General features: G+C 61.0%; 16 protein-coding genes and 1 tRNA gene. 6 read left to right on the forward strand and 11 right to left on the reverse strand.

Features of this window, described 5'->3' with window-relative positions:
* The first annotated feature begins 22 nt into the window (after positions 1-22).
* The 3 genes from HB676_RS24570 to HB676_RS24580 all read left to right on the forward strand — a co-directional run bounded on the left by HB676_RS24570 (position 23) and on the right by HB676_RS24580 (position 5,948).
* The gene (locus tag HB676_RS24570; protein ID WP_213741038.1) at positions 23-964 is read left to right on the forward strand and encodes an acetamidase/formamidase family protein; all 942 of its coding nucleotides are present in this window, start codon (positions 23-25) and stop codon (positions 962-964) included.
* A 222-nt stretch (positions 965-1,186) separates the two neighbouring features.
* Positions 1,187-2,980 carry a tetratricopeptide repeat protein gene (locus HB676_RS24575; RefSeq protein WP_213741039.1) on the forward strand — a complete coding sequence of 598 codons (1,794 nt, stop codon included), beginning with the start codon at positions 1,187-1,189 and terminating at the stop codon, positions 2,978-2,980.
* A 232-nt stretch (positions 2,981-3,212) separates the two neighbouring features.
* Positions 3,213-5,948, forward strand: coding sequence for a di-heme-cytochrome C peroxidase (locus tag HB676_RS24580; protein ID WP_213741040.1), 2,736 nt, complete (start codon positions 3,213-3,215; stop codon positions 5,946-5,948).
* A gap of 68 nt (positions 5,949-6,016) precedes the next feature.
* On the opposite strand, the gene HB676_RS24585 is transcribed toward HB676_RS24580, so the two are convergent.
* The gene (locus HB676_RS24585) at positions 6,017-6,295 is read right to left on the reverse strand and encodes a hypothetical protein (protein ID WP_213741041.1); all 279 of its coding nucleotides are present in this window, start codon (positions 6,293-6,295) and stop codon (positions 6,017-6,019) included.
* 232 nt (positions 6,296-6,527) lie between these two features.
* Between HB676_RS24585 and HB676_RS24590 the strand changes: the two genes are divergently transcribed.
* On the forward strand, positions 6,528-6,686 hold the full coding sequence (locus HB676_RS24590) for a hypothetical protein (protein WP_213741042.1): 159 nt from the start codon (positions 6,528-6,530) through the stop codon (positions 6,684-6,686).
* A 106-nt stretch (positions 6,687-6,792) separates the two neighbouring features.
* Here HB676_RS24590 and HB676_RS24595 read toward each other — a convergent pair whose 3' ends face one another.
* Complete coding sequence (locus tag HB676_RS24595; RefSeq protein WP_213741043.1) at positions 6,793-7,269, reverse strand: DUF2158 domain-containing protein; 477 nt, start codon at positions 7,267-7,269, stop codon at positions 6,793-6,795.
* A 221-nt stretch (positions 7,270-7,490) separates the two neighbouring features.
* Here HB676_RS24595 and HB676_RS24600 point away from each other — a divergent pair, with 221 nt between their 5' ends.
* Complete coding sequence (locus HB676_RS24600; RefSeq protein ID WP_249780444.1) at positions 7,491-7,880, forward strand: hypothetical protein; 390 nt, start codon at positions 7,491-7,493, stop codon at positions 7,878-7,880.
* Positions 7,881-8,529: 649 nt separating this feature from the next.
* On the opposite strand, the gene HB676_RS24605 is transcribed toward HB676_RS24600, so the two are convergent.
* The 7 genes from HB676_RS24605 to HB676_RS24635 all read right to left on the reverse strand — a co-directional run bounded on the left by HB676_RS24605 (position 8,530) and on the right by HB676_RS24635 (position 13,395).
* Positions 8,530-8,607: transfer RNA gene (locus tag HB676_RS24605), tRNA-Pro, on the reverse strand.
* Positions 8,608-8,790: 183 nt separating this feature from the next.
* On the reverse strand, positions 8,791-9,393 hold the full coding sequence (locus HB676_RS24610; protein ID WP_213741044.1) for a MerR family transcriptional regulator: 603 nt from the start codon (positions 9,391-9,393) through the stop codon (positions 8,791-8,793).
* Between the two features lie 35 nt (positions 9,394-9,428).
* On the reverse strand, positions 9,429-9,758 hold the full coding sequence (locus HB676_RS24615) for an integration host factor subunit alpha (protein ID WP_213741045.1): 330 nt from the start codon (positions 9,756-9,758) through the stop codon (positions 9,429-9,431).
* Between the two features lie 140 nt (positions 9,759-9,898).
* On the reverse strand, positions 9,899-10,876 hold the full coding sequence (locus HB676_RS24620) for a beta-ketoacyl-ACP synthase 3 (RefSeq protein ID WP_213741046.1): 978 nt from the start codon (positions 10,874-10,876) through the stop codon (positions 9,899-9,901).
* On the reverse strand, positions 10,873-11,934 hold the full coding sequence (gene plsX, locus HB676_RS24625) for a phosphate acyltransferase PlsX (RefSeq protein ID WP_213741047.1): 1,062 nt from the start codon (positions 11,932-11,934) through the stop codon (positions 10,873-10,875). Before plsX ends, HB676_RS24620 begins: the two co-directional genes overlap by 4 nt.
* Before the next feature lie 300 nt (positions 11,935-12,234).
* Positions 12,235-12,825: a DUF177 domain-containing protein gene (locus HB676_RS24630; RefSeq protein WP_213741048.1), complete on the reverse strand. Its 591-nt coding sequence runs from the start codon at positions 12,823-12,825 to the stop codon at positions 12,235-12,237.
* 18 nt (positions 12,826-12,843) lie between these two features.
* Positions 12,844-13,395 (reverse strand): ubiquinol-cytochrome C chaperone family protein, encoded by a 552-nt coding sequence (locus HB676_RS24635; protein ID WP_213741049.1) that lies wholly within the window; start codon positions 13,393-13,395, stop codon positions 12,844-12,846.
* Positions 13,396-13,516: 121 nt separating this feature from the next.
* On the opposite strand from HB676_RS24635, the gene bamE reads away from it, so the two are divergent.
* Positions 13,517-14,014: an outer membrane protein assembly factor BamE gene (gene bamE / locus HB676_RS24640; RefSeq protein WP_249780452.1), complete on the forward strand. Its 498-nt coding sequence runs from the start codon at positions 13,517-13,519 to the stop codon at positions 14,012-14,014.
* Positions 14,015-14,135: 121 nt separating this feature from the next.
* Here the strand turns inward: bamE and HB676_RS24645 are convergent, their stop codons facing one another.
* Positions 14,136-16,256 carry a sodium-translocating pyrophosphatase gene (locus HB676_RS24645; protein WP_213741051.1) on the reverse strand — a complete coding sequence of 707 codons (2,121 nt, stop codon included), beginning with the start codon at positions 16,254-16,256 and terminating at the stop codon, positions 14,136-14,138.
* 228 nt (positions 16,257-16,484) lie between these two features.
* A complete protein-coding gene (gene thiL, locus HB676_RS24650) occupies positions 16,485-17,468 on the reverse strand; it encodes a thiamine-phosphate kinase (protein WP_213741052.1) in 984 nt (327 codons plus the stop codon).
* Between the last annotated feature and the right edge of the window lie 7 nt (positions 17,469-17,475).

Consider the following 17,475-nt stretch of genomic DNA (forward strand, 5'->3'; position numbering starts at 1 on the left):
CGCCCCAACAAGAAGCCCCGTCATGACGCATCACCAATTGCATTCCAGCCCCGAGACCTGTCATTGGGGCTTCTTCGAAGCGAAGCTGAAACCCGTGCTCACCATCGCCAGCGGCGATGAGGTGACCATCGACACCATCACCGGCGGCCCGGAAATGGTGCCGGATCGCAGCAAATTTCATGTCCCGCCCGAACTTGCGGATGTTCATGCCAGAAGCGAGCGGATGGTACCCGGCCATATCCTGACCGGTCCGGTCGCGGTCACAGGCGCCGAGCCCGGCGATGTGCTGGAAGTCGAGATTCTCGACGTCAAGCTGCGGCAAGACTGGGGTTACAACATGATCCGGCCGCTTGCCGGCACGCTGCCCGATGATTTCCATGAACTGCGGCTGATGAATATTCCACTCGACCAGACGCGGATGGTCGGCCGGATGCCATGGGGGCTCGATCTGCCGCTGGCGCCGTTTTTCGGCGTGATGGGCGTGGCGCCGCCGCCGGCCTGGGGCCGCATCACCTCGCTGGTTCCGCGCGCGATGGGCGGCAATCTCGACAACAAGGAATTGACGCCTGGCGCCAAGCTTTATTTGCCGGTGTTCGTGCCGGGCGCGCTATTTTCCTGCGGCGACGGCCACGGTGTGCAAGGCGACGGCGAGGTCTGTGTCACCGCGATCGAAACCGCGCTGCAGGGGCGTTTTCGGCTGACGGTGCGCAAGGATCTGCGGCTCGAATATCCCCGCGCCGAAACGCCGACGCATTACATGACGATGGCGATGGATCCTGATCTCGATCAATGCGTGGTGCGGGCGTTGCGTGACATGATTGTGTTGATCGGCGAAAAGCGAAATCTGTCGCGCGAGGACGCCTACACCCTCTGCAGCCTGGCCGCCGACTTGCGGGTGACGCAGACCGTGAACGGCTCCAAGGGCATCCACTGCATGATCGCAAAGGCCATTGTGCACGGATAAATGTGACAGAAGCTGCTTAAGTTTCGAGCGGAATGCCCTGATGGAATGCGGGTCCGATCGACTGGGTGTGAGACAGGTTTAATCTTTCGTAAAAGGCGCGGTATTACCACTCACCTATGTCCGGTTTCCGTGGGGGAGCTTGTGTCTTAAAAGCATTGGCTTCGGTCGAGTGACCACGTACCGTGATATCCACCCGTTCAGCGGCACAGGAGATGAAAGGAGATGGAACGACGCCTCGCCGCCATAGTCTGCGCTGACATCGCCGGTTATTCGCGCATGATGGGGATCGACGAGGCCGGCACCCATGCTGCGTTCAAGGCCCATCGCAGCGCCGTTTATCCGATCATTCTCAATCACGGCGGCCGGCTGGTGAAGAACACCGGCGACGGTTTCCTGCTGGAGTTTCCAAGCGTCGTCGGGGCCATCGAGGCGTCGATCTCAATGCAAGGACTGATGGCTGAACGAAATAATCATCTCCCAGCCGAGCGGATCATGCAGTTCCGTCTCGGCATCCACATGGGCGATGTGATGGCCGACGACAACGATGTTTTCGGCGACGATGTCAACATCGCCGTCCGCCTTGAAACCGTAGCCGCCCCCGGCGGCGTCGCCGTTTCGGCAAAGGCCTATCGAGAGGCCAGCAAACATCTCACCGCCCCCTTTGTCGACACCGGCAGTCATCGTTTCAAGAACATCCCCGAGCCGGTCGGCATCTGGGCGTGGAAACCGGGGGGATCCGAACTTGGCGATCTCCAACCGCGGACCCCATCAAACCTGCCGGCGGAATATCGAACGGCGATCGTGGGCGTGCTTCCGTTCACCAATCTCAGTGACAGCACGGATGAATATTTTTCCGACGGACTGACCGAGGATTTGATCTACGCGCTTTCGCTGCAATCGTTCTATCGGGTGCTGAGCAGGAGTTCGACTTTTTCGTTCAAGGGGAGAAACCTCAGCACGCGCCTGATCGCGCGGGAGATCGACGCGACCTATTTGATCCAGGGTTCGGTACGGCGCGCCGGAACCAAAATCCGGGTAACGGCCGAACTGATAGCCCCTGAAAATGGTGAGCAATTATGGACCGGCCGCTATGACCGCGACATGGGCGACCTGTTCGCCATGCAGGATGAACTCACCACAAACCTGTCCGCGGCATTGGCTCCGGAGATCTATCGTGCGGAAGCTTCTGCCCCGGCGCGGTCGTCGTCCACCGATCTGACTGCATGGGACCGGTTCTTGCGAGGGCTTTCACACTATTACCGGCAGACCAAAACCGATTTCGAAACCTCGATCAGCCTGTTCAGGGAAGCCGTTACGCTCGATCCGGCGCTTTCGATTGCCCGCGCCTATCTCGCCACCATCATGGTGCAAGGCGTGCATTATGGATGGATCAAAAGTACCAGCCGATTGTGGGCCGAGGCCATGAGCCTTGCGGAAAGCAGCGTTCGGCTCGATCCCCGCTCCTCCTACGCCTTTTCGACGCTGTCCTACATGCAGGCGATGGGCGGAAATTTCGATGCCGCCATGGAGGCTGCGAACAAGTCGGTCGAGTTGAACCCCTATGATATGGGCGCTCGCGGCGTTCTTGGAATATGTCACTTCGTCAGCGGCGAGTATCGCGAGGCCATCGAACTGTTTTCCATGGCTGTGCAGCGCGGCAACACCGATCCCCGATATCAATGGTCGGCCATGAATGCGTTCAGCCACTATTTGCTGGGACAATATGACGCGTCACTATCCTGGGCGCGGGAAGCTCTGTATTTGAATCCCAATCATCTTCAGGTGCTGGCCGTGCGCGCCGCCGCACTGGCGCAGATGGATCGAACCGAGGAAGCGGCAACGGCCGCTGAAATTCTGCAAAACAATTTTCCCGACCTGAATGTTGAGCGGCATCTGCGGAATTTCCGCTGGAAGAATCCGGCCGACATCGCGCATTACCGCGACGGCCTGTTGAAAGCCGGCGTTCCCTTGCGCAAACTGGCGGCCACCGAGTCGGCCTCAAAGCGCACAGCCTGAGCCGCACGAACTTCAAATCGCCGCGAAAGCCGGCACGAACCGCGAGCATTCGTCCATTGGCATGACGCCGGTCGACATGACTTAAAGTTGACACGGCGCCAAATACTGCCAAAACTCCGATACATCCTGAGGTAGAGAAACCGGCGACAAGTTCTTTTGTATTCGTTCCAAATCAAACTGCTTCCTTTCACAATCCAGCCCTATCATTCGGCGCTATTCAGGATTGAGCTTCATGCCCGACGACCGCACGCCATCCCGGCCCATCGCCATTTCGTCCAATAATCCATGCCCGTTCTTGCGCGCGGCCGTTGCGGAAGGGTTCGTCGGCGGCCACACGGTGCCGCTTTCGAGGCTGGCCGCAACCGTCGAGGCTGCGAGCGGCACAACTGGGCTGAACAAAGCGATCGTCGGCCTGAAGACCTATCAGGTCGCGTTGATCGCGAATGGCCTGAGGCCGCTGCGTCTGTTGCGTAGCTGGTGGTCCGGCGCGCAGCTCGACGAATTGCGCAACGGTCCGCTCGACAAGCATGGCGTCGGTTCGCGCATCCTCGACGTGAACGCCCATGTTGACGAAACGGAGATTGCGCGCCTCGCCGAATTCGGAAAGGACCGGCCTGATCCATCGGGCGGAGTCGAACGCGGACTGACGGCCCCGGAAATCAAGGCTTTCATGGATGCGAATTTCGAACGCGCCAAAGGTCACAGGCGGTGGTTCGACCGGCAGTTGATGAACGGCGAATGGCCTGTCCTGCTGGATATCATGGGCAAGGGCGAAGGCGCCGACCGTTACCTCAGTGTGGCGGAAGTCAGAACGCTGTTTGTCGAACGCCGGTTGCCTGAGCGGATCGCCGCGCGCCTTCCAGCGCCCGCCCCGAATCCGCTCGGCGTTTTTGTCAAGAACGCGCTCGGCGTAGCCGTATTGGCTCTCCTGGCGTTGGCGTTAGCGATGATCGAACTCCCCGATCAGATGCAGAAAATCCTGCCGACCAAGATCGCGCAATTACTGCCGCCCCCTCTACCAGATCGCGCGCCGGCAAAGTCAGCAGCATGGCTCGACCAGAATTGGACGACGGAAGACCGGCACTGGTTCCATCATGCCAGCCAGGGCACCGCGACCTTTCAGGTGCCTTATGACTGGTTTGTTGCGCTGGAACAGCCTGGCCTTCATCTGTTCACCAAGCCCGGCCTGCTCAGTGACAGTGCCTATCTCGAACGGTTCGGATTCCTGCCCAGCCCGAAATCCGTCCACACCGACGCAACAAGTCTGCGCCGCTTTGGTTATCCCGCCTCATCCAACGCGCCGCCGGCGCCCGAATCGGTTGGCGGCTTGCGGGCGACGCAGGTCGAGAATTTTGACGGTCTGCCGGTCGGTTTCGCACGCTTGACCGCCGCCACCGACCCCGGCTCTGGTCTTCCCGTCCCTGATCAGATCGGACTGACCTGCGCGGCCTGTCACACCGGAAGCATTCGCTACAAGGATGTCAGCGTGCGCTTCGACGGCGGGCCGGCCATGGTCGACCTGCGAAAGCTCGAACTCGCGACCGGCCTGTCCGTTTGGTACACCTTGAACATACCCGGACGTTTCCCGCGCTTCGCGAGGCGCGTGCTTGGCCCCGATATCGTCCCGGAGGACTACAACAAGCTCAAGGCGGATCTGACCGCGCTCGGCGCCAAGCTACTTGCTCAGGCTAATGCCCTGGATAAGGCGGTCGCGGACCTGCATCAGAAGAATACCGAGGAAGGATTCGGGCGGCTCGATGCGCTGAACCGGATCGGCAATCAGGTTTTCGCCACCGATCTCGCCGTGTCCGGTCTGTCCGGGTTTGAAAAGAACCTGCACGCGCAGGACGCGCCGGTCAGCTTCCCGCCGATCTGGACCGTGCCATGGTTTCTGTTCGCGCAATACGACGCCTCGATCGAACAGCCTTTGATCCGCAACGCCGGTGAAGCGCTCGGGGTTTTTGCGTTGTTGAATCTCTCGCCTGATTATGCGCCTGAAAATCTGTTCCGCTCCTCCATGGCGCTCGAAAACCTGGTTCGCATCGAAGCGATGCTGCGCGGTCCGGAGCTCACCGGCCCGAACTTCGGCGGCTTGCAGGCGCCGAAGTGGCCGTCCCAGTTATTTCCCAATGACGACGCCTGGAAGATCAATGAGACGCGCGTGCCCAAGGGCCGCGCGCTCTACGCTGAAATTTGCGCCGAGTGTCACCTTGGGCCGGTCAATGATCCCGCCTTCGACAAGCAATTCCCGGAGAAAAGTTTTTGGTCTTCGCCGCAATGGGACGCCAAAGCCGCGGTGCTCACGCCGGTCCAGAAAACAGTGGCCGGCATGGGGACCGACCCCGCGCAGGCCAATGTTCTGTTCTCACGAATGGTCGACATTCCCGGCTTCCTGAAAATGGACGCGGTGGAGGATCTGGCAAAGAGCTGGGGATGTCAGGGCCTGAAGCCTTACCCTTCGTCCAGCACGCCGTTCTCGATCGCGCTTATGGACGTGGTCGATCGCACCAGCCGTAAATGGATGGACGATCACCACATTCCGGAAGCCGATCGCGCGACCCTTTGGGAGGCCGCTCGAAAGAACTGCCCCAACCCCGTCAGCGTGCAGTCACCGCATTATCGCGCGCGCCCGCTGAACGGCGTCTGGGCAACGGCTCCCTACCTTCACAATGGCTCGGTGCCGTCATTGTACTTGATGCTGATGCCCGCGGCTGAGCGTCCCACGCAATTCTGCCTTGGCTCACGCGATTTCGATCCGAAGCACGTTGGCCTGAGCGTGACCACCAGTTGCGCCAAAGGCGAAACCCTGTTCTCGGTGACGGCGCCGGACGGCTCGGCTGTTAACGGCAACAGCGTGCTTGGCCACTCGCTTGAGGGGACGCCGGGTCCGGGCAAGCCGGGCGTCATCGGCCGCCTGCTAACCGACGAAGAGCGCTTCGACCTCATTGAATATTTGAAGACGCTGTAAAGCGACGAGAAGTGCTGCTGCAGGCCGGCGGTGATCGCCGCGGCCTGCAACGTTTGCTCACTCGATCTTTAATTTGCCGTGGTGCCGGTCTTGGTCCGCTTGGTCTGGACTTTTGTTGCAGCCTTGGGCTCATCGGCGTCGCGCGCGATACCCCAGGGATCTGCGGGCGGCTTGTCGGGAATGTTGCCGAGCGATCTCTTGTAGGCCTTGTCGGCGGCTCTATCGGCGTCAATCTCTGACTGCGACTTCGGGGGCTCCGGCGCCGGAGCGGGCGGTTTGTTGGTTTGCGCGTAAGCCGGCCCGGCCATCATGAAGGCGATGAAGGCGGCGGTTCGAAAAACTTTCATGCGTAGGCTCCCTCCTGCCGATTTCATATCACCGGGCCGCGGTATCGCCAACTAAAAGGCGATCATACAGGGGAATTGACGGGGCCGTACGCAGCCGGAAAAACCGGGGTCGTACCCGGACCCCAGCAATGGCTGGAAACCCTCAGGTTGCAGGAAAACGTCGCATCGCCTTGGAAAAATGCTAGGCTTTGGCCGCGCAGTCGATCACCCGCGAAGCGGAGCGGTGAGCCAGATGCGGAAAACCGGGTTCAAAGCCCTGGCGACGATTTTGATGATCGGACGCCGCTCGAAAAAGCACATCGATTGGACGATGGTGATCGCCGTATTTTCGACGATCGTTACCATTTCCCTGATCGCGCTCTATGTGTTCCAGGACAGCGCAGCTTTTTGACGCCCCTCTCCCTGTTCGAAACGTGGGAAGTACAGCCCGTTTCGCACACGCGCATCCACGCGCCAGAATCGCGCAACAACAAAATCACGTAGTAATACGGAATCGATCAGCTCGGGACGCCGTTCACAGCCGGCGACGCGGCGAGATCTTTGTACTTGGAGGCAGCCACGCGCTTTGGCCGCCTGGCAGCCGGCTTTGATCTATCCTGCTCCGCATCGGCCGGGATGTTCATCGCCGCGGCCATCTCATCCAGAACCATCTTGTATTCGCCGCTCGCTTCCTCCGGACGCCCTTCTCTCACCGCAGGCGCCTTCTGCAACGGCGCGGGTTCGATGGCCCCATAGTCGAACCGCGCCCGCTCGAGTTTCTCGCCGACAAACCAGACGCAGAGTATCCCGGTGATTTTATTGTCGTCGAAGATATCCGTGTTGACCGTATCCACCGTCATGGTGGGGCCACCGGATTTCAACACCACGAGATCCCCCGACTTGATAATGGTCATTGGTAAAATCCGTGATCCGTGAACGAGAATCGTGTCGTAATTATAACAAATAGCCGCCGCTTGATCACGCGCGCGGCTCACTGCAACACTCTCACGTCAGCGAGAACAGCGCGACAAGCGGCCGCACTGATCTGAGTCGCCGCAAATGGCCAAGATAAGGCGTCGATCAATATGGAACTTGAACGCCAAAAGAATTAGCGCGGCCACCGCGTCGTAATATTTTAACTTAAGCTATCACACGAACTGATTCGCGGCACGAACATTGCTTTGAATAAGCTGGCTGGGAAACTCAGGAGTGCGGCATGAAACGCCTCGTCCTTTGTACAGCGTTCGGTTGCTTGATGAGCGTAGCGAGTGCGCGTGATCTCGGGCAATGGGAGTCGACAGACCCCGGTGTGCGAGAATGGTATCAGGCCTTGATGCAGCCCGATAATCCGGCCGTCTCATGTTGCGGCGAAGCGGATGCTTATTGGGCGGACTCGTTTGAAGTCGATGGCGATAAATATGTCGCCATCATTACCGACTCGAGACCTGACGAACCACTCAGGCGCAAGCACATCGATATCGGAACCAGGTTCGTGATCCCGAACCACAAGCTGAAATACGACCAGTCCAATCCGACCGGTCACGGGATCATTTTCCTGAGCCGGGGCGATTACGTTTATTGCTACGTGGCACCAGGCGGCGTCTGATTGCTGCGTCGGCAATTCACGGCGCGCGCAAGCGCCGCGCCGGATATCGCTGCGCGCCCGTCGCGCCGCGTTCATGCGAGCCTATTGGGGCAACTCAGCGGTCGGTTTAGTAACGCAGAGCTGACGGGCCTCCTGACGAGAGCCCGCGAGCCCGCCAATACTCCACGTTCGCTTGCGCCGGCGAAAGCCCAGCCGCCTGGTCGTCGGCATTGCGCGGCGCACGGTCCACCCTCGTTGAGCGGTGATGGTGTTCAGCAGCTACAGCCGTCTGCATCAGTGAGCCCGCAAGGATGGTCGCACCGAGAACACTGAGAATAGTCTTTCGCACGGTGGTCTCCTGTGGTGTCGGACGCTTCTTCGAAGGCAACAGCAGTGCGCCAAAAGAACGCTAGATTGTTCTGCTCGGGTCCTTCCGCAAGCACCGCCGCGCAAATGACGCCCTGCATCAACACCGGGGCATTTTTATTTCACCACATATCACCCTTACAGACAGGTCCTTCCCGGATGCCGCCGGGGCGTTTGGGCGCCCGGTTATTTCCGGTGGTTTATGTCGTGATTTCGGGGATTATGCCGTGATCTGTTCGCCATTTTACCCTTCCCGGCAGAAGGGACGAACAGCAAGAAAGCCCTATATCCCGAGGGTTTTAAATGGTCGGAGCGAGAGGATTTGAACCTCCGACCCCTAGTCTCCCAGACTAGTGCGCTAACCGGGCTGCGCCACGCTCCGATACCGTTCCATTAGCTTCGATCAGGCTTGCGCGCAAGAAGCGCGATCGGCCGGCAGGCCTGATCGGCGGGATGCTTCCATGCCCGGGAGTAGTTCGGTTCCCAGGCACCGAGGGGCGTTTTGGAGCAAAAGCCCGCCATGCACGTGATCCCGGGTGATACCGGTTCAACCAGAACCCACGCCCTAACCGTCCTTGAGCGCGGAATCGAGCAATTGCCGGCAGGCAAGCAGGTCCCGCAGCGCTGCCTCCAGCTTCGCGGTATCGAGCTTGCGCGCGACGGCGGCATTTTCCACCCGCGGGGTTGCCATCGGTACTGCCGGCGGCCTCGGCGTCAGATCGACGCGTGGGGACGGCGAGGCAATCTCCGGCGCACGCCGCACCAGCGCAGGCGGCTCGATTACTTCCTCGTCGTCCTCGGCATCGATATCGGGCTCGTCATCGCCCTCTTCTTCCGGCTCGTGCAAAGCCTCGTGCAAGGCTGAGTCGATCATGGCGAAAGACGGGACCGAAGACGTATCGTCCATCAGCCCCTGGACCGACTTGATGCCATGCTCCTTGAGAATGCGCTGCACCCCGCGAATGGTGTAGCCCTCGCCATACAGCAGGCGGCGGATGCCCCGCAGCAGATCGACATCATCGGGGCGATAGTAGCGGCGGCCGCCGCTACGCTTCATCGGCTTGATCTGGGTGAACCGTGTCTCCCAAAACCGCAGGACGTGCTGGGGAATATCGAGGTCGTCGGCGACCTCGCTAATGGTTCGGAACGCATCCGGCGCCTTGTCCAAATGCTCGCTCCTCTGCTCGCCCCGGTTGAAGGAATTCAGTCGGCGTTGCCGTCGCCGTTACTGGCACTGTGGCCGTTGATCCGCTGCTTCAGAATGGCCGACGGCTTGAACACCATCACGCGACGCGGAGAAATTGGCACCTCGGTGCCGGTCTTGGGATTGCGGCCGATGCGCTGACCCTTCTTGCGCACCATGAACGAGCCGAATGATGAAAGCTTCACCGTCTCACCCTTCTCAAGGCAGTCGGTAATTTCCTTCAACACCAGTTCGACAAACGCAGACGACTCCGTGCGCGACAAGCCCACCTTTTGGTAGACGGCCTCGCACAAATCAACGCGTGTAACGGTTTTTCCGGTTCCAGTCATCGCCTGCCCCAACTCACGGCGAACAATATGTATCTGAAATTATGAGCTTAACAAGCGATGGTCAACAGCGCTCATCGATTCAAAAGCATGAAACAACATCAAAAGAGGTCGCAATATAGATAAACATTTTAACGTGACGCTTACCAGCGCAATAGTGCCGAGCCCCAGGTGAAGCCACCACCCATGGCTTCGAGCAGCACCAGATCGCCCTTCTTCACGCGCCCGTCGGCGACCGCGACCGATAGCGCCAATGGAATCGAGGCCGCTGATGTATTGCCGTGCAGGTCGACCGTGAGCACCACCTTCTGCGGCGCAATATGCAACTTGTGCGCTGAAGCATCGATGATTCGTTTGTTGGCCTGGTGCGGAACGAACCAGTCGATGTCCTCGGCGCTGGTGCCGGTGGCCTCGAAGGCATCGACGATCACATCGGTGATCATGCCGACCGCATGCTTGAATACTTCGCGGCCTTCCATCCGAAGGAACCCGACGGTGCGGGTCGAAGACGGTCCACCATCGACGTATAATTTCGATTTGTGCCGGCCGTCGGAGCGCAGATGCGTGGTCAGGATGCCGCGATCGGAGGGCTTGCCCGGCTGCTGCTGTGCTTCCAGCACCACAGCGCCGGCGCCGTCGCCGAACAGCACGCAGGTGCCGCGATCGCTCCAGTCGAGAATGCGCGAGAAAGTCTCCGCACCGATCACAAGCGCCCGCTTGAACGCGCCGGTGCGCAGAAAGTTATCCGCGGTGGCCAGCGCGAACACGAACCCGGAGCATACGGCCTGCAGATCGAAGGCTGCGCCGTGGTTGATCCCCAGCCCGTTCTGCACCGCGACCGCCGTCGCCGGAAACGTATTGTCCGGCGTCGAGGTCGCCAGCACGATCAGATCGATCGATTGCGCATCGATCCCGGCATTGGCGAGTGCCGCGCGCGCGGCGTTAAGCGCCAGATGCGAGGTGAACTCGCCTTCGGCCGCAATATGGCGTTGCCGAATGCCGGTACGCTGAACGATCCACTCGTCTGAGGTATCTACTTGCGCCGCCAATTCGGCATTGGTCAGGATCCGTTGCGGCAAATAGGAACCGCAGCCGAGCACGACCGAACGTATCGCAGTCACGAGACAGCCTCCTGCGCGGTCGGCGCCGGAACCAGCGCGCTGCCGTCGCGATTGAGCATCTGATTGATCTTGGTGAGGAGATCGTAGCGGACCATCTCATAGCCAACATCGACCGCATAGGCAAAGCCTTCGGCGTCGGTTCCACCATGGCTCTTGACGACGATTCCGTTCAGGCCAAGCACCACGCTGCCGTTGGACTTCGAAGGATCCAGCTTGTCGCGCAGCGACTTGAAAGCATTCTTTGCAAACAGATAGCCGATCCGTGAGCGCCAGGTGCTTGCCATCGCACTGCGCAGGAATTCGGTGATCTGGCGCGCGGTGCCTTCGGCCGCTTTCAACGCAATGTTGCCGCTGAATCCTTCGGCGACAATCACGTCAGCGGCCCCTTTGCCGATGCCGTCGCCTTCGACGAACCCGATATATTCGAGTTGCGGAAGATTCATCGCGCGCAGCAATTCCGCAGCCTCGCGAATCTCCTCGCGTCCCTTGATCTCCTCGACCCCGATGTTGAGCAGACCGACCGTCGGCCGCTCGAGGCCGAACAGCACGCTCGCCATCGCGCTGCCCATCACCGCCAGGGCCACCAGATGATGCGCATCGCCACCGATGGTGGCGCCGAGATCGAGCACGACCGAATTGCTGCGGGCCGTGGGCCATATCGCTGCAAGCGCCGGCCGATCGATGCCGGGCAGCATGCGCAGGCAAAACCGCGCCATCGCCGCCAGCGCACCGGTATTGCCGGCCGATATGGCGACATCGGCCTCGCCTTTCTTGACGGCCTCAATCGCCAGCCACATCGACGAGGACTTGCGGCCGCGGCGCAACGCCTGGCTGGGCTTGTCATGCATGCTGACGGCGACATCGGTATGGATCACGCGCGATGCGGCCTTCATCGCCGGATGCTTCGCCAATTCTACGTCGATCAACGCCTGATCGCCGAACAGCAAAAATTCGGTGTCGGGATGTCGGGTCAACGAAATTGCGGCGCCGGGAATGACGACCGATGCGCCGACATCGCCACCCATGGCGTCAAGCGCGATTCGAACCTTTTGAGGCATGAACGTCCCGGAAACCTGATCTCTTGCGGACTTGAAGCGCTTGGCCTCGGACTGTATTTCGCTAGCGATAGCAGCGATCGGCAGAGCGCGAAGCTGCGCCCAAGCCGGGCCGCGACAATAGCGTTTCCCCGCTCCGACACAACCTCTTGACCGCCGCCTTTTGCAGCCCGTGTCGCGCCGGACCGGATTCGATATATGCGAAGAATTCAAGTTGATTCAAGGCATTAAGCCGAATTTTTGGATTAAGCGCATATCCACCCTATTGCGGTATGCGCGCCACAACCGCCTTGCAACCACCCATCAACCGGGCTTGCCGCCCCCGGGCTTCCTCGGCTGTTTCTTGGAACCACCGGGCTTGGCGTCGACCTGCAAGGCCTTGAGTGCGGCGAACGGATGATCCTCGGGGTCGGCGGCCTCGATCAGCGGCTCGAATACCGCATCGGCCCGGCGCGGATAGGGATCGACCGCCAAAAAAACGGCATCGGTCGCAAGCCGGCCGAGATCGATGACGCCATTGACGATCGGCTCCGGCGGATCCGGAATCTCAACGACGCTTTCGGCGGCGTCATCGACCAGATCGGACAATTGCGGAATCTGATCCGGCGGCGCGAACACCAGATCGATCGGCTCGTCGATCTCGTTCTCGATCGGGTCGAGCGTCACCACGCAGGTCTGTCCGATCCGCGCCCGCACATGGCCCGTGACGTGGAAACGACCGCCGCGCTGGGGCGTTACGTCGAGCGAGGCACTCGCCGACAGCACTTCGCGCAAGCCGGCGACTTCAGCCATCGACGCGCGCGCGGCCGGATCGGCTTCGATGTCGCGGTGCAATCCGGTATCGGGTAGTTGCGCCACCACGACGGGAACGCTCCAGGGATCTGCTGTAATCATCGTATCAATCGTTTCTGTTTATGGCTCCGCGCCCGCTTGCGCTGGCGAGGGAAATGTCCAGGCTGGGCCCAACAGCGCCGTCTGGTCTATGCCTGCCAGGCTTGCCATGACCTTCTCGGCATAGATGGCCAGCCGCCGCGCATTTGCGATGCCTTCGCCGTTGAGAATATTCTTGCACAGCGCCTGAGCCAGCGCCTCCTGCCCCTGGTCCAACGCCACGTCGTAGGCCGCGACCCGGCCGTAAAAGGCCTCACCGAAGGCCCGCATGCGCTTGGGGACGGTGATATCGCCGACGCCCATTTCCCGCAAATTGGCGTCCATATCCTCACAGAAACGGTCAAACAGCGCTTGGGAAAGGGGCGCACCGCCCTGAAGTGATTTAAATCGCCGCAACACGATCCATAAATGCAACACCAAGAGGTCAAAACGGCCGTTAACCGTATCTGGCACGCCCAAATCCTGATAAAACAACGGTTCTCGCGTCTGTGTCACGATCATGCCATAGATGGCCTCAATGGTGCCGCGCAGGGGTGCCCGGGGTTTCCTGAAGTGATTGAACGGCCAAAGCATTGTGGGTTCCGCAAGCGAGCCCCAAGGTTTGTGTCTTGGGCGCCCGCGCATGTTGCAATCCAGCGTGCTGCCCGGTACGTCAACGCCTCACCCGATGCAAGGGGATGGGACCATTTCCCAAATGATTGAGCCGATCCAGACACGCTCACAGACATGCTCTCCGCGCGGCCTGACGGCGCGTTGGCGAGGTCTGCGTGCGGCTGCCGCCATTGCCCTGGTATGTGCGGCGTTGGGCGGCTGTGCCGGCGAGCAGTTCCAGAAGGGCTACGTCCTGCCCGTCGGGGCGCTTGAACAGATTCCGATCGGCGCGAGCCAGGATCAGGTCCTGATCGTAATGGGCACCCCCTCCACGGTCGCGACCCTCAACGGCGAAGTCTTCTATTACATCTCGCAGCGCGCCTCGCGTCCGGTCGCGTTCATGAACGACAGGATCATCGACCAGCGGGTCATCGCGATCTATTTCGACAAGAACCGCCAGGTGCGCAAGCTTGCCAATTACGGGCTGCAGGACGGCAGGATCTTCGACTTCATCAGCCGCACCACGCCGACGTCTGGCCAGGAGGTCAACTACGTGGCACCGCTGTTCAAGGCGCTTAACGTCGGTCAGGGCAATAACTAAGACGATCTGCAAACTCGAAGCGCGGCAAGGCGCCAACGAGAGGCGCCCCCTTCCCGCTCCTCACTTCAATTAAAAACCCCGCGGCTCTCACCGCGGGGTTTTGTTTTGGTCGTATGTCGACTTAGTGCGCCAGGATCGCCAGCAGCAGCAGTGCCACGATGTTGGTGATCTTGATCATCGGGTTGACCGCGGGACCCGCCGTATCCTTGTAGGGATCGCCGACGGTATCGCCGGTTACCGCGGCCTTGTGGGCATCCGAACCCTTGCCGCCGTAATGACCGTCTTCGATGTACTTCTTGGCGTTGTCCCAGGCGCCGCCGCCCGAGGTCATCGAGATCGCGACGAACAGGCCGGTCACGATCACGCCGAGCAGCATCGCGCCGACGGCCGAGAACGCGGCCGACTTGCCCGCCGCACCGCCGCCAGCGATTCCGAAGATCACGAAGTAGACGAAGATCGGCGACAGCACCGGCAGCAGCGACGGAATGATCATTTCCTTGATCGCCGCCTTGGTCAGAATATCAACCGCCCTGCCATAATCCGGCTTGTCGGTACCCTGCATGATGCCGGGCTTTTCGCGGAACTGACGCCGCACTTCCTCGACGATCGCGCCGGCCGCACGGCCGACCGCGGTCATGCCCATCGCACCGAACAGGTACGGCAGCAGGCCGCCGAACAAGAGGCCGACCACGACGTAGGGATTGTTCAGCGAGAAGTCAGGCAGCACGCCCTGGAAGTACGGATACTTCGCGGCATTGGCGATGAAGAATTTGAGATCTTCATTGTAGGCAGCAAACAACACCAGCGCGCCGAGACCGGCGGAGCCGATCGCATAGCCCTTGGTAACGGCCTTGGTGGTGTTGCCGACCGCGTCGAGCGCGTCGGTTGCCTTGCGGACTTCCTTCGGCAGGCCGGCCATTTCGGCAATGCCGCCGGCATTGTCGGTGACCGGGCCGAAGGCGTCGAGCGCCACGATCATGCCGGCCAGCGCCAGCATCGTGGTGGTCGCAATCGCGATGCCGAACAGGCCGGCAAGGCTGTAGGTGACGAGAATGCCCGCGATGATCACCAGCGCCGGACCGGCGGTGGATTCCATCGAGATCGCCAGCCCCTGAATCACGTTGGTGCCGTGACCGGTGACCGAGGATGCTGCAATCGACTTCACCGGGCGATACTCGGTGCCGGTGTAATATTCGGTGATCCAGATGATCAGCCCGGTGACGACGAGGCCGACAATGCCGCACTCAAGCAGCGCCATGCCGGTGTATTTTACGCCCGCCAGCGGACCGAAGCCGACCAGCCAGTAGATCGCAGCCGCGACGCCGACCAGCGACAGGATGCCGGTGGCGATCAGGCCCTTGTAGAGCGCGCCCATGATCGACTGGTTGGCGCCGAGCTTGACGAAGAAGGTGCCGACGATCGAGGTGAGGATGCAGACACCGCCGATTGCGAGCGGCAGCGTCATCATGTTCACGAGCAGCGGCGAAGTTGCGAAGAAGATCGCGGCCAGAACCATGGTGGCAACCGCGGTCACCGCATAGGTCTCGAACAGGTCGGCGGCCATGCCGGCGCAATCGCCGACATTGTCGCCGACATTGTCGGCGATAGTGGCCGGGTTGCGCGGATCGTCTTCGGGAATGCCGGCTTCGACCTTGCCGACGAGATCGCCGCCGACGTCGGCACCCTTGGTGAAGATACCGCCGCCAAGACGCGCGAAGATCGAAATCAGCGAAGCGCCGAAACCAAGTGCCACCAGCGCATCAACCACGGTGCGGCTGTTGGCGGCGAGGTCCAGGTAATGCGTCAGATAGGCGAAGTAGATGGTGACGCCGAGCAGCGCCAGCCCCGCGACCAGCATGCCGGTGATGGCGCCGGCCTTGAAGGCCAGTTCAAGTCCGCCAGCCAGCGATGTGGTCGCCGCCTGCGCGGTGCGCACATTGGCTCGTACCGAAACGTTCATGCCGATGAAGCCTGCGGCACCCGACAGCACGGCGCCGATCAGGAAACCCGCGGCGACCAGCATGCCGAGGAAGTAGGCCAGCAGCACGAAGATCACGATGCCGACGATTCCGATCGTAGTGTATTGGCGTCGGAGATAGGCCTGCGCACCTTCGCGCACGGCGGCCGCGATTTCCTGCATCCGCGGATTGCCGGCATCCGCGTTCAAAACCGAAGAGGTCGCCCAGATAGCGTAAACGATCGAAAGCGCTCCGCAGAGCACAATCACCCATAATGCTGTCATTGAATTTGCCTCAGATTTTTCTTGTTTCCCACCCACGCTCTTCACCGCAATAGCGGCCGGCGCATAAAAATAAGGCCTGCCCTGCCCAAAGGGTGGCCTCAAATCGCCAAGACCTTGCCAAAATCGCATCCCCGGCGCAACGCTGCGAAAGGCTAAACGGTCGATTTCAGCCCTGTATTTGTTCCAAACCGGGGCTTTACCCAAAAATCCAGAGAATCCCGGGGAATCCTAGAAATGGCTGTAGGACAGGCGCTCCAACGCGATCTCGCTGCCCTGCCTGTCCAGAAACCTTGGGGGCAAGGTCGCCGCGATGATCGTCCCGATCGAGGCTATCGGCACCCCTGCAAGGCCTGCTGCCCGCGCGAAAGCCTCGACGCTGTCTTCCGGGATGGCGCACAAAACCTCGTAGTCGTCGCCCCCGGCAATCAGCGTTTCGATGCCGACCGTGCCACGCGCAAGCAATGCCGCGGCGGCTTCGGACAATGGAATGCTTTGCACATCGATGGCGGCGGAAACGCCTGATGCCGCACACAGCTTGGCCAAGTCTCCCGCCAGGCCATCGGACACATCCATCGCCGCATGCGCGTAATCGCGGACAGCTTCGGCAAGCGCATTGCACGGCTGCGGTACGCGATAACGCCCGACCAGCATCTCTTTGGCCGCGGCATCATTGGCGAGCGCCGTCGCCGCCGCGCCACCCTTGAGGATGGCGAGGCCGAGCGCCGCGTCGCCGATCGTTCCCGTCACCATCACGCGATCGCCAGGCTTGGCGCCGCTGCGATGAACCGTTTTGCCTGCGGGAATACGCCCGAACGCCGTGATCGAAATCATCCGCGGGCCCGGCGTCGAGACGGTATCGCCGCCCAGCAGCGGGCAATCAAACAGACCGATATCGTCGCCCAGCCCGCGCGCGAATGGCGCCAGCCAGGCATCTTCGGCGGAAGGCAGCGCCAGCGTCAGCACAAACCCAGCCGGCGTGGCGCCCTTGGCCGCGAGATCGCTGAGGTTCACGCGCAGCGCCTTGCGCGCGATCGTATCGGGCGGATCGCTTGCGAAAAAATGCACGCCTTCGACGATCGCATCCGTCGTGACCACGATGTCGTCGCCGTGCGCGCGGAGCACCGCCGCATCATCGCCGAGACCGAACGCGCCGGGATCGGTCGCGAGCGGGCGGAAATACCGCGCAATCAGCGAGTCTTCACCGGATGTCATCCCGTGC

Source organism: Bradyrhizobium sp. dw_411, from assembly GCF_018449695.1.
Classification (GTDB): domain Bacteria; phylum Pseudomonadota; class Alphaproteobacteria; order Rhizobiales; family Xanthobacteraceae; genus Bradyrhizobium.